Origin of the sequence: Kribbella steppae, assembly GCF_004342025.1 — a bacterium.
GTDB lineage: Bacteria > Actinomycetota > Actinomycetes > Propionibacteriales > Kribbellaceae > Kribbella > Kribbella steppae.
The window spans coordinates 22,709-35,290 of sequence record NZ_SLWN01000007.1 but is presented as its reverse complement, the minus strand read 5'-3'; the positions used below and the strand labels follow the sequence as shown (position 1 = coordinate 35,290).

The 12,582-nt window shown below is 68.2% G+C and carries 9 protein-coding genes; 6 read left to right on the top strand and 3 right to left on the bottom strand.

From position 1 onward, the window contains the following. Positions 1-37 precede the first annotated feature (37 nt). From EV652_RS20580 to pdhA, 3 genes are read right to left on the bottom strand one after another with little or no spacing between them, the layout of a single operon-like run. Entirely contained in the window at positions 38-1,273 is a 1,236-nt protein-coding gene (locus EV652_RS20580; protein WP_199238303.1) for a dihydrolipoamide acetyltransferase family protein, read from the bottom strand. A 12-nt stretch (positions 1,274-1,285) separates the two neighbouring features. Further along, complete coding sequence (locus EV652_RS20575) at positions 1,286-2,278, bottom strand: alpha-ketoacid dehydrogenase subunit beta (protein ID WP_132210819.1); 993 nt, start codon at positions 2,276-2,278, stop codon at positions 1,286-1,288. Further along, positions 2,275-3,282 (bottom strand): pyruvate dehydrogenase (acetyl-transferring) E1 component subunit alpha, encoded by a 1,008-nt coding sequence (gene pdhA / locus EV652_RS20570; RefSeq protein ID WP_132210818.1) that lies wholly within the window; start codon positions 3,280-3,282, stop codon positions 2,275-2,277. Before pdhA ends, EV652_RS20575 begins: the two co-directional genes overlap by 4 nt. Before the next feature lie 103 nt (positions 3,283-3,385). On the opposite strand from pdhA, the gene EV652_RS20565 reads away from it, so the two are divergent. The 6 genes from EV652_RS20565 (at position 3,386) to EV652_RS20540 (ending at position 12,582) form a co-directional block, all read left to right on the top strand. Next, positions 3,386-3,970, top strand: a complete 585-nt coding sequence (locus tag EV652_RS20565; protein ID WP_132210817.1) for a TetR/AcrR family transcriptional regulator — start codon at positions 3,386-3,388, stop codon at positions 3,968-3,970. Positions 3,971-4,119: 149 nt separating this feature from the next. Next, complete coding sequence (locus EV652_RS20560) at positions 4,120-4,575, top strand: hypothetical protein (protein ID WP_132210816.1); 456 nt, start codon at positions 4,120-4,122, stop codon at positions 4,573-4,575. A 168-nt stretch (positions 4,576-4,743) separates the two neighbouring features. Continuing rightward, positions 4,744-7,392 carry a LuxR C-terminal-related transcriptional regulator gene (locus EV652_RS45345; protein WP_132210815.1) on the top strand — a complete coding sequence of 883 codons (2,649 nt, stop codon included), beginning with the start codon at positions 4,744-4,746 and terminating at the stop codon, positions 7,390-7,392. A gap of 204 nt (positions 7,393-7,596) precedes the next feature. Further along, positions 7,597-9,123 carry a leucyl aminopeptidase family protein gene (locus tag EV652_RS20550; protein ID WP_132210814.1) on the top strand — a complete coding sequence of 509 codons (1,527 nt, stop codon included), beginning with the start codon at positions 7,597-7,599 and terminating at the stop codon, positions 9,121-9,123. Continuing rightward, the gene (locus EV652_RS20545) at positions 9,120-10,793 is read left to right on the top strand and encodes an AbgT family transporter (protein ID WP_132210813.1); all 1,674 of its coding nucleotides are present in this window, start codon (positions 9,120-9,122) and stop codon (positions 10,791-10,793) included. Before EV652_RS20550 ends, EV652_RS20545 begins: the two co-directional genes overlap by 4 nt. Beyond that, positions 10,786-12,582, top strand: coding sequence for an SLC13 family permease (locus tag EV652_RS20540; protein ID WP_132210812.1), 1,797 nt, complete (start codon positions 10,786-10,788; stop codon positions 12,580-12,582). Before EV652_RS20545 ends, EV652_RS20540 begins: the two co-directional genes overlap by 8 nt.

Here is a 12,582-nt window from a genome sequence, read left to right as displayed (position 1 = left end):
TGCTGCTGTTCGGTTGCTCGGTGATCCAGGTCGTAGGTCACGCCAGGATCAGCCAGGGGTTCTCCAACAGGTCGGTGAGGTCAGCCAGGAAGCGCGCGCCGGCGGCGCCGTCGAGGATGCGGTGATCGGCCGAGAGTGTGTAGCGCATCCGTGTGCGCGCGGCGATCGATCCGTCGTCGAGGACCACGGCTTCGCGGCGTGAGGCTCCTACTGCGAGGATCGCCGCCTCCGGGGGATTGATGATCGCGGTGAATTGCTCGACGCCGTACATGCCGAGGTTGCTCACGGTGAAGGTTCCACCGGTCATCTCGTCGGCACTCAGCTGTCGCTGTCTCGCACGTTCAGCCAGCTCGGTGGCCTCCTGGGCGATCACTCCGATCGACTTGCGATCGACGTTGCGCAGCACGGGAACGAGGAGACCGTTGTCCACGGCAACGGCCAGGCCGATGTGGATCTCCTGGTGCCGGCGGAGCGCATCGCCGGCCAGCGAGGCGTTCAGATCGGGATGCGTCCGCAAGGTGAGCGCGCAGGCGCGCACGATCAGGTCGTTGAGGCTGATCTTGGGGCGTCCCGCTGCGGTCAATCGGCTGTTGAGGTCTGCCCGGAGCTCGACGAGTTGCTGCACATCCGAAACCGCCGTGAGATAGAAGTGCGGAGCGGTGCGGGCGCTCTCGGCCAGCCGCTTGCCGCTGGTCCTGCGCAGCATTCCGAGCGGCACCTCCTCGGCCGGGCTCGAACTCTGCCCGGCGTACGGCGCCGGCGCTGTCACCGTCTCCGGTGTCGTGATCGCCTCGGCGGCCGCCCGGACGTCCGCGCGGATGATCCTTCCGCCGGGCCCGGTGCCGGTCAGCGTGGCGAGATCGACGCCCAGTTCGTGCGCGTCCCGTCGGGCCAACGGGGACGCCGGCAGCCGCTCGGTGGGTGGCGGGGCTGCGGGTGCGGCACTGCCGGCGGTGCTCGGCGCCGCAGGAACCGGCGGTGGGGACTCGGCCGGCGGGATGGGCTCGGCCGTTGGGGTGGGCTCGGCCGCAGTGTCGTCGTTTTCGCCGACGATCGCGATCGGCTGGCCGATGGCGACTTCTTCGCCCTCGGCAACGATGATGCGGCTCAGGACGCCGGATTCGTAGGCCTCGTACTCCATCACCGCCTTGTCGGTCTCGATGTCGGCCAGAATCTCGCCGGCGGTGACGGTGTCGCCCGGCTGTTTGCGCCAGCCGGCGATGATGCCGGACTCCATCGTGTCCGACAGTCGGGGCATCAGGATCTTGCCCATGGTCGTGTCCTCTCAGTGGAGCCGGCCGACGGCCGCGAGGGTCTGCCTGATCGCCGTCTCGACGTCGTCCGACGAGGGGAGTGCGGCGGTCTCGAGGCTCTTGGCGTACGGAAGCGGTACTTCGGCCATCGCGACTCGGCGGACCGGAGCGTCGAGCTGGTCGAACGCACCGTCGGAGATCGTCGCCGCGATCTCGGCACCGATTCCGTAGGTCAGCCAGTCGTCCTCGAGGACGACGGCGGCGTGGGTCTTGCGGACCGACCGGACCAGCGTTTCGCGGTCCAGGGGACGCAGGCTCCGCAGGTCGATGACCTCGGCGTCGATCCCGCCCTTCGCCAGCTGCTCGGCAACCTGGAGTCCGAGTGCGGCCATCCGCGAATAGCCGATCACGGTGATGCTGCTTCCGGATCTGATCACCGCGGCGCGGCCGATCTCGGCCGGTACGTCATCGTCCGGTACGTCGCCCTTCGCGTTGTAGAGAGCGAGATTCTCGAGGAACAGCACCGGATCGTCATCCCGCATCGCCGCCAGCAACAGCGCCTTCGCATCCGCCGGGCTGCTCGGGGCGACCACCTTCAGCCCAGGGACGAAGGCGTAGTACAGCTCGACGTTCTGCGAGTGGGTGGCACCGAGTTGCTGGCCGCCCCCGCCCGGCGTACGGATGACCATCGGGACGCTGCTCTGCCCGCCGAACATGCCGTGAATCTTGGCCGCATGGTTGACGATCTGGTCGAGCGCGAGCAGGGAGAAGTTGATGGTCATGAGCTCGACGACCGGCCGGAGACCGAGCATCGCCGCCCCGATCGCCGCGCCGGTGAACCCCTCCTCGGAGATCGGGGTGTCGCGGACGCGCTGCTCGCCGAACTCGGACAGCAGGCCGGCGGTGATCTTGTACGACCCCTCGAAGATGCCGATCTCTTCGCCGATCAGGAAGACCCGGTCGTCGCGGAGCATCTCGGCTCGCAGCGTGTCGTGGATCGCCTGGCGATAGGACATCACGGTCATGCGCCGACCGCCGCGAACAAGGGCTGAGCCGGCAGGCGCTTCAGGTCGTTCGGCACCGGCGTCGCGTAGTTGTAGTCGAACAGCGTCTTCACGTCCGGTGCCGGGCTCGCGTCGGCGAAGCTCACCGCCGCGGCGACCTCTGCAGCGACCGAGTCCTCGAGCCGGTCCAGATCTGCGGCAGTCATCATGCCGTCGTTCAATAGCCGATCGGCCAGCGCGAGCAGGGGATCTGCGGCTCGGAGCGCGGCCGTCTCCTCCTTGCTCCGATACGTCGCTGGGTCGACGACAGAGTGGCCGCGGAGCCGGGTGCTGACGGTCTCCAGCAGGGTCGGGTGGCCCTCACGTGCCGCGGCGATGGCACGATCGGCCGCATCCCGGACCGCCGGCACATCGTTGCCGTCGACACGTTCCCCGTGCATCCGGTACGCCGCAGCGCGTTTGTACAACTCGGGTTCGGCCGACGACAGCTCCACGCTGGTGCCCATCCCGAGCTGGTTGTTGATCACGACGTACACGATGGGGAGCTTCCACAGGGCGGCCAGGTTCAGCGACTCGTGGAAGGCGCCGATGTTCGTCGTACCGTCACCCATGTGACACATGACCACCTCGTCGCCGCCCCGATAGGCGATCGCCAGCGCGGCACCGGTTGCGAGTGGCAACTGACCGCCGACGATCCCGTAGCCGCCGAGCAGCCTCGCCTGGGCATCGAAGAGGTGCATCGAGCCACCCCAGCCCTTGGACACGCCGTCGCTGCGGCCGTAGAGCTCGGCGAGGACCCGGCCGGGATCGATGCCCCGGGCCAGGGCATAGCCGTGTTCGCGGTAGTTGGTGAACAGGTAGTCGGTCGAACGGAGTGCGCCCATGAGGCCCACCACGGTGGCTTCCTCGCCGAGGTTCAGGTGGCAGTAGCCGCCGATCTTGGCCTCGGTATAGGCACGGGCGGCCCGTTCCTCGAACCGTCGGATCAGCAGCATCTGACGGTAGTAGCCGACCAACTCGGACATGTTCGGATCTCCTCACCACGGGATGGGCCACGGATCGCGGTGTGTCGGGCCCAGCATAATGATACTAGACCGTATCATTTGAACCGAGTGAAGCGGAGGACGGATGGACGACGTCGTGGGTGACGGACAGCGCAAGCGCGGCCGGCCGACCCGGTCGGAGCGTGAGCAGCGGCGAGAGCAGATCCTCGACGCCGCCGTGCGCTTGTTCCTCGAGCACGGCTACGGGGGCGTGTCGCTCGACCGCCTCGCCGCTGATGCGAAGGTCACCAAGCGGACGATCTACGTGTACGTCGGCGACAAGACCGCCGTGTTCACCGCGGTGGTCAGCCGGCTCAACCGCGACGTACTGCCGGAGGGTCAGGTCGCAGACCTCGAAGCCCTGGCTGTCCGCCTCGTGATGACCTTGCACTCCGACGTTGCGATCGGCTTGCACAGGATGGTGATCGCGGAGGCGAAGCAGTTTCCTGAGCTTGCCAGCGGCTTCTACGCGGCCGGCCCGCAGCGGTACATCGAGGCGTTGGCGGAGTTGCTCGGACCCGCGGGGACGAAGGCCGAGCAGCTGTTTGCCCTGCTCCTGGGTGAGCGACACCGACGACGGTTGCTCTGCCTCGATGCGGCTCCTTCGCGAGCGGAAGCCGACGCTTATGCCCAAGCAGCCTTGGACTCGCTGGCCTTGCGCAATCTGTGAACTTCAGCGATCAGCAGCTGGATCGCGAGCACGGTGACGGTTGTTTCGGCTCTCGACCGGGGCGAGGTGCGGACGTAAGCTGCGGGTGGCTGCTAGGGGAGACTGCGATGAATCAAGGCTTGCTGAACTCATTGACAGATGCTGAGCGCATGCTGGTGGCTGAGACTGAACGGGATGCGTTGAAGGGCCTCGACGAAGATGAACTGCTGGACTTGCACCAGCGGATCCGGCGGGTCCGGACGAAGTACGTGAAGAACTACCGACGTGGCGCGAGTGCAGCCGTCGCGCAGGCGGGCGGGCGAGGCAAGTCCTACCCCAGGAATCAACGCGATCGGGACAAGGCGGAGTTGTTCGAGTCGGTGCTGGCGCGGGTGAGCCGGGCAGTCGCGACGGCCGCCAAGCGAGCGTCGATGGACCTTCGCAGCGAACGGATCGCAGCGGCGCGATCGACCGGCGGAGGCGTTGCGGCTCCGGTCCCCGTCGGCGGTCCCGCGCCGCAGACCAGCCGGCGTCCGCGGGCGACCAAGACCACGGGCGGACTGAAGAAGGACGCGTCGTCGCAGGCCGCCGGCGCCCGTCGCCAGGCCAAACGCGACGCGCGCTGACGACGTCGGCCCTCACCCGATTCGGGTGATCGGTTTGCTCGAGCTGCGGGGGACGACGAAGAGTCACCCCCTGCCGCGATCGGCGTGCACCAGTTAGTCTCGATATTTCGGACGCAGGATCGGGTAAGCGCAGAGCAGGGCACGTCGGCCAGGGGAGGGGCGGCGAGGGTGACCCCGACGCCAGACCAAGCGCGTGAGCGCCAGGCCGGAGGGAGTGTCCCGCGGCCGCCGCTGACGCTGGTCACTCGTGAGCGGTTGCACACCGCTCTCGACCTCGGCGTGCGGGCTCCGCTGACGTTGGTGATCGCGCCGGCCGGCACCGGCAAGACCGTCCTGCTGGCGGACTGGGTAGCGCGCCGGCGACGGTCGGGTGAGTCCGTGGCCTGGGTGCCCGGGCAGTCGCCGGGCTCGCTGGGGCAAACCCTCCACGAGGCGGTCGGCACCGACCTGACGAGTCCGCCGGATCCGATCGTGGTCGACGACGCCCACCTGCTGCCGGCAGCGACGGTCGCCGACGTGTCCCAGGTTCTGAAGGAGTCGCCGCACGCGGTCCGGCTCGTGCTGGCCACCCGGTACGACCTCCCACTGCCGGTGCCCGAGCTCGAGTTGAGTGGTATGGCCCTGACGTTGCGGTCGGGGGATCTGCGCTTCAACGACGCAGAGGCTGCCGCGCTCGTGCAGGCGCATGCCGACAAGGCCACCCCGGAAGACATCCTGCTGTTCCAGGAACAGACGGCCGGCTGGGCGGCAGCGCTGGTGCTCGCGGCCCGGACCCTCGCTGCTTCCGGAGCCGCCGTGTGGCCCGTCGTCAACCAGCGGCCGGTGCTCGACGTGCTGCTCGGTGAAAGCTTGAGCACCCTCGGCGACCGGGTGCAGGCGATGCTGCTGAGCACCTTCGGGGCCACCGCCGTGACCGGACCCCTGGCCGTGATGCTCAGCGGCGACGCAGACGCCGGTGCGATGCTTGCGGATCTCGCCGGCAACGGGCTGCTGGTGACGGCCTACGCCGACGGATCCGGCGGCGAACCGCTGTATCAGTACCACCCACTGCTCGTCGAACTGCTCCGGCGACGAGCCACCGGCAGTACCGAGGACGCGCGGATCGTCGTCGGGGCGCACCGCCGGTCGGCGCTGTACTACGAGAACCGCGGCGACGGCGGAACCGCGCTGCGGAGCGCACTGGGTGCCGACGACCCGGCACTGGTGGCCCGGATCCTGCTTGCGCACGGGCCGGAGATCCTCGCCGCCGGCGATCCCGGTCTCGTCACGGCGGGATTCGAAGCCCTCCCGGACGGCTATCTCACGACCCATCCACACCTGATCGGCGTTCGCGGCCTGCTGCGGCGCGTGTCCGGGGACGTCGCCGGCGCGGTCATGGACGCGGCGTCGGCCGACGACCTGGCCGGCACGACGGATCGGCCGGTGACACCGGACGACGACGCGCTGGCGGCAGACGCCGTACTGCTGCGGCTGTGGGAATCCCGCTACGGCTGGTACGACGTCCAGACCGCGATCGGACGGGCGAGATCCCTGCTGAGGCTGGATCAGGCGGATGGTGACGATCGGCGAGGCGCCGTACTCGCCCCCGAGCGGTTGGCCTGGTTGCTGATCGAGCTTGCGGCGGCGGAGATCTGGGCCGACGAACTCGATGCTGCCCTCGGCCATCTGGACGAGGCGCTCGTCACGGCACGGATGGTGGGCCATACGCGGCTGGTCGCCGGTGGCCTCGCACACCGTGCCGTCGTGCAGTATGTGCGCGGCCAGGTGCAGAGCGCGGCCCAGTCCGCGCGGGCCGCTCTCGACGTGGTCGGAGAGCAGGGGCTACCGCTGGAGTACGCCGTCCGGGCCCACGTCGTGATGGGATTCGCGGCCGTGAGCCAGCTGGATCTGGACACTGCGCGGCACTGGCATCAGCTCGTGGTCGCGACCGACGTGGCCGACTCGGACACGGTGGTCACCGCGTTGCGCGCGATCCTGCGATCCGTGCTCCTGGTCGAGGACGGTCGGCTCGACGAGGCGTTGACGGAACTCACCAGCGATCCCGCGGCGGCCGGGCGGCTACCGTCGTTCCTGTCCCGGGACCTGGCTCTGTTGCGGCTCCGGCTGGCAGTTCTGGTCGGGGACCAGCCCGGCATCGATGCGCAGCTCAGGGAGCTCGACCGGACCGGCAACGAGACCGAGGCCGAGCTGGCCCGGGCCATGCTCTCGATCGGCGGGCGTGACCTGCAAGCGACCGCGGCGATGATCGACCAGTTGCTCGACCGACCGGATCTGTACCCTCCGATCGCGTCCACGGCAGCCTCCTTCCGTACCGTCCTGCTGGCCCGCCTGGGCGATGTGCCCGGTGCCGATACCTCGCTGGTCGACACCCTGAACCGGGTGGCTCCACAGCGAATCCTGCACGCCCTCATCCCGGCCGGTGGCGAACCGGCGTTCCTCGACCAGCTGCGCAGGCATCTCGCGAGTCCGAACCCGCATCCGTTCGCCGCCGTCGCGCTCGACAAGCTGTCGGGTTACCGGAGCGCATCGAGTGAGTCCGGCGGGATGACGCTGCTGGCGCGGACCAGGCCGGATGCGCACGCTTCGCCACCGCATCGCCTCGATGCCGTCGTCAACGGTGCGCGGATCCGGTTGACGGCCCGTGAGGCGGACGTGCTCGAGCAGCTCGCGCTCGGCAGCTCGTACACCGAGATCGCCCAGGCGCTGTACATCACCGAGAACACCGTCAAGACACACCTGATGTCGCTCTATCGCAAGCTCGGGGTGGAGAAGCGGTCCGCGGCCCTCCGCGTGGCCCGCACCGTCGGGCTGACCTAGGGTTTATCCCCCGCCCCGGGTGATTCGCAGCGTCAGGGACGACGTACGACCTGTGACGGCGCGCTGGGTAGGCGTTCGCAGGTCACCCTAATCGGAGGAGGACGGCGGCCCGGCCGATTGGTGGGATGGGGTTTCCAGCGCGGAACGGTGGCGCACTCCTGTCCGCCGAGCTGAGGATGCCACGCTCCGGCGAGAGGAGATCTCGTGAACACGACTCCCGACGACTTCGATCCGATTCCTTCGACCCGGCACCGGGTCACGGTCGGCGTCGCTTCGTTGAAGCAGGCGGAGGCAGAGGTGGACGCGCTCGCCGTACCGGTTGCCCTCGGGGCTGAGCCTCGCGAGGAACTCGGGACGAACGCGGCCGGCTTGGCGTCCGCGGGATTCACCGGAGAGCGTGGCCAGACGCTCGTTCAGGCGCGATCGGAGGGCCCGGTCCGCGTCGCCGTGGGGACCGGTGCGCCCGATCAGATCGACGCCACGCTCGCGCGCGATCTGGCGGCGGAGTTCGCCCGTGCCGTCCCGTGGCACAAGCGCCTTGCGATCGAGGTCCCTACCCGCGACCTGGGCATCTCCCGGGCCGATTTCGCCCAGGCGGTGACCGAAGGGGTGCTACTGGCCCGCTGGCGGTACTTCGTCGGCAAGGACGCTGACCGTGCTCCGCTCGAATCGCTGCTGGTGGTGGCCGACGAGGATTCCGAAGAGGTCGGAATCGGGGTCGAACGCGGTCGTGTCATTGCCGCGGCGTACAGCCTGGGCCGGGATCTGGCCAACTGCCCGGCCACCACACTGTCGGCGGTCCGGATGGCCGAGGTCGCCCTCGAGGTCGGTCCGCCGGCGGGTCTCGAGGTCGAGGTCTTCGACAAGGACCAGCTGATCGAGATGGGCTGCGGGGGTCTGCTCGGCGTCAACCGCGGGAGTGTGGAGCCGCCCCGGATGATCCGGCTGCGCTACCAGCCTGAGGAGCCCACCGGCCGGATCGCTCTGATCGGCAAGGGCGTCATGTACGACTCGGGTGGGATCAGCCTCAAGCCGAGCGACGAGTCGCACGCGCAGATGAAGAACGACATGACCGGTGCCGCGGCCGTCCTCGCTTCGATGACGGCCTTGCAGGCGTTGGGATGTACGTCGGCTGTCACCGGCTATCTGATGTGCACCGACAACATGCCGTCGGGGTCGGCCATGAAGCTCGGTGACGTGTTGCGGATGCGCAACGGCACGACGGTCGAGGTGCTGAACACCGATGCCGAAGGGCGTCTCGTGATGGCCGACGGACTGGCGCTGGCCACGGAGGAGCCGGTCGATGCGATCGTCGACATCGCGACGCTGACCGGTGCCTGCCTGCGAACGTTCGGCGTCGACATCGCCGGCGTGATGGGGAACAACCCGGCCGTGGTGGAGCAGTTGCGGCGCGCGGGTGACGTCGTCGACGAGCCCGTCTGGGAACTGCCGCTGCACCGGCCGTACCGATCGCAGCTCGACTCGTCGATCGCCGACCTCACCAACATGGGCGGCGTGAACGCGGGATCCATCACCGCCGCGCTGTTCCTCGAGGAATTCGTCGACGGCCACCCGTGGGCCCATGTGGACATCGCGGGCACGGCTCAGCTGCCGGCGCCCAGGGCGTGGCGCAACAAGGGCGCGACCGGCTTCGGCACCAAGTTGCTGATCGAGTTCGCCCTCGAGTTCGCTCGCCCCACGGAGACCAGTTCTGGTACGGCGCGGCCATGAACGCCAAGGCGGTGCCGGAGAAGCCCGTCAAGAAAGGCGGAATGCAACGGGTTCTCGACGGTATCGAGCGGGTCGGCAACAAGGTTCCGCACCCGGCCCTGATCTTCCTGGGGCTCATCGTCATCGTCATCCTGGCGTCCCAGATCCTGTCCTGGGCCGGGACGAGTGTGACCACCGAGGTGGCCGAGCCGGCGACGGCCGAGGTCGGTCCCGAGTACCCCGGGGGAACGAGTGTCGCCGGCAACGACGCGCCCCCGGCGCCCGCCGTACCGGATTACGAGCTGCGCGAAGAGACGATCACCGCCGAGAGCCTGCTGGACGGCGACGGCATCCGGTTCATGTTCACCACGGCCGTCCAGAACTTCAACGACTTCGGTGTCGTCGCCGTCATCCTGGTGGCGATGATCGGGGTCGGTGTCGCCGAGGAAGCCGGCCTGATCGCGGCCCTGATCCGCAAGATGGTGAAAGTGGCGCCCAGGGGTGCGATCACCTTCATCATCGTCCTGCTCGGCGGCATCTCCAGTGTCGCGTCCGACGCCGGCTATCTCGTCCTGATCCCGTTGGGGGCGGCCGCGTTCGCCTCGCTCGGGCGGCATCCGCTGGCCGGTATCGCGGCGGCGTACGCCGGGGTCAGCGCGGCCTTCTTCGTGAACATCCTGATCACACCGGCCGACGGCATCATCGCGGAGGTGACGAACGAGACGGTGGCGCTGGTCGCCCCCGACGTCCACCTCAATGTCACCAGCAACTACTACTTCAGCGCCGCCGCGACGCTGTTCTGCGCAGTCGTCATGACGGTGATCACCGAGCGCCTTCTCGAACCCAGACTCGGCAAGTACGACCCGGCCGAGGCCCCGTCCGACGCGCCGGTCGATCATCAGCCCACCGACGAGGAGATGGAGCTGGAGTCACGCGGGCTGAGGTGGTCGGTCTACTACCTGCTGATCGCCGTCGCCATCGTCTCGGCGCTGACCTTCATCCCCGGCGCTCCGCTGCGCAACCCCGAGACCGGCGAGATCTTCGGGTCCTCGCCGTTCATGAGCAGTCTGCTCTTCATCATCTCGATGCTGTTCCTCGCGGCCGGCCTCGGGTACGGCCGGGGCGCGAAGTCGTTGACCGGCAGCACGAACGTCATCAACGCCATCGTGAAGACGTTCAACGGCCTGGGCGGGCTGATCTTCCTGATGTTGCTGATCGCCCAGTTCATCGCTTACTTCAACTACACGAACATGTCGACGCTGGCCGCGACCGGTCTGGCGGACCTGCTCGAGCGGGCCGACATCGGCGCCCTGCCGTTGCTGATCGGCTTCATCCTGCTCGTCGCGATCATCGACCTGATCATGCCCGGGGTGATCCCGAAATGGGCCATCCTGGCACCGATCTTCATCCCGTTGTTCTACCGGCTCGGCATCGCGCCGCAGACCGTCATCGCCGCCTACCGGGTCGGCGACGGTCCGGTCAACGTGATCACGCCGCTGATGGTCTACCTGCCGTTCATCGTGCTGGTCTGCCAGAAGTACCGGAAGAAGGCCGGGATGGGCACCGTGGTCTCGATGATGCTGCCGTACACCTTCATCGTGCTGATCACCTGGACGCTCTTCTACATCGCGTGGTATCTGATCGGGATTCCGTGGGGTCCGTCCGCACCAGTGCATCTGAGCCATGGATGACGGCACGCTGAGCCTGATCATCCTGGGGCTCGCCGTTGCTTTGTTCGTCTGGAACAGACTGCCCGTCGATGTCGTCGCGGTGCTGGTCGCCCTGTCCCTGTGGGCGACTGGCGTGCTGGACTTCACCGCCGTACTCGCGGGCTTCGGCGACCCGGTAGTGATCTTCATCGCCACGCTGTTCGTGGTGAGCGAGGGCGTCGACTCCACCGGGGTGACTGCCTGGGCGGGCCAGACAATCGTCCGGTACGCCGGAACCACCCGGGCCCGGCTGTTGATCGCCATCACGGGGCTGTGTGCTGTGTTGTCGGCCCTGATCACGCTCAACGGCGCAGTCGCGGCTCTGCTTCCGCTCGTGGTCATGCTCGCCGTCCGCGCCGGCCAACCGCCATCACGGATGCTGATGCCGCTGACCTTCGCCGGGAGCGCCGGATCCCTGTTGATGCTGACCGGTACGCCGGTCAACATCATCGTCTCCGACGCGGCCAGCGATGCCGGTGCGGGCGCGTTTCCGTTCTTCTCCTTCGCCGTGGTCGGAGTCCCGCTCGTCCTCGGCACCATCGGCATCTCGGTGCTCCTCGGTCCCAGACTGCTGCCCGCCGCCCGGCCGGCGCATCCGAGCGCCGATCTTTCCTTGCACGCTCAGACGCTCGACATTCACTACGCGCTGCCGAACGGCTTCTACCGGCTGCGCGTGCGAGAGCGGTCGCCGTTGCTCGGGCTCGAGGTGCACGACCTCGACCTCTCGCCGTACCCGGGTGTGGGGATCGTCGGCGTCCAGGACGGACGGGGACGGATCCGCGAGGACGCGGCTATCGATGTCGGTGACGTGTTGGTGGTGACCGGCCCGTCGGATCAGGTGAGCAGCCTGACCTCCGACTCCTTGCTCGCGGTCAGCATGGAACCGATGCCGGTCGACAACCTCATGACCCGGGAAACCGGTGTGGTCGAGGTCGTCATCCCGCCACGGTCGTCACTCGTCGGCGAGACCGTCTTCCCGGGAATGCACCGAGGACGTGACCTGGTCATCATCGCCGTACAGCGGATGGGCAAGGACCGTGGCAACAGGCACACGGAGTTGCACGAGGGCGATGCGATCCTCGTGCACGGCCCGTGGCCGGCTCTCGACGAGCTCACCCGGGACCGGGACGTCCTGCTCGTGGACTCGCCTGAACTCGTACGGCGCCAGGCCGTGCCCTGGGGGCCGAAGGCGTCGATCGCCGTCACCATCCTCGCTGCGATGATCGTCCTGCTCGCGACCGGCGCCGTCCCGCCCGCAATGGCGGGTCTGCTCGCCGCGACAGCGATGGTGTTGTCGAAGGTGGTCGGACCGCGACAGGCCTATCGCGCCATCTCCTGGGAGATCGTCGTACTGATCGGGGCCCTGATTCCGTTGTCGGTCGCGATCCGGAACAGCGGTGGCGCGGAGCGGATCGCCGATCTGATCATCGACGCGGTCGGCCCGGGCCGGCCGTACTTGTTGCTGCTGGCACTCTTCGTCCTCACCGCCGCGCTGGGACAAATGGTCAGTAACACCGCAACGGTGCTGATCGTCACGCCGATCGCGGTGGCGGCCGCCCAGGGGACCGGTACCTCCGTGCGCCCGGTCCTGATGCTGATCGCCGTCGCCGGGGCGGCAGCGCTGCTGACTCCGATCTCCACACCCGCGAACATGATGATCATGAGCCCGGCGGGATACCGCTTCGGCGACTACTGGAAGCTCGGCCTCGTCGTGATGGCGTGGTGGCTGCTCACGGCGCTGGTGATCGTCCCACTGGTCTGGCCGTTCTGA

Coding starts and splice junctions, on each gene's coding strand:
- EV652_RS20580 (WP_199238303.1), bottom strand. CDS start 1,273: ATGGGCAAGATCCTGATGCCCCGACTGTCGGACACGATGGAGTCCGGC.
- EV652_RS20575 (WP_132210819.1), bottom strand. CDS start 2,278: ATGACCGTGATGTCCTATCGCCAGGCGATCCACGACACGCTGCGAGCC.
- pdhA (WP_132210818.1), bottom strand. CDS start 3,282: ATGTCCGAGTTGGTCGGCTACTACCGTCAGATGCTGCTGATCCGACGG.
- EV652_RS20565 (WP_132210817.1), top strand. CDS start 3,386: ATGGACGACGTCGTGGGTGACGGACAGCGCAAGCGCGGCCGGCCGACC.
- EV652_RS20560 (WP_132210816.1), top strand. CDS start 4,120: ATGCTGGTGGCTGAGACTGAACGGGATGCGTTGAAGGGCCTCGACGAA.
- EV652_RS20545 (WP_132210813.1), top strand. CDS start 9,120: ATGAACGCCAAGGCGGTGCCGGAGAAGCCCGTCAAGAAAGGCGGAATG.
- EV652_RS20540 (WP_132210812.1), top strand. CDS start 10,786: ATGGATGACGGCACGCTGAGCCTGATCATCCTGGGGCTCGCCGTTGCT.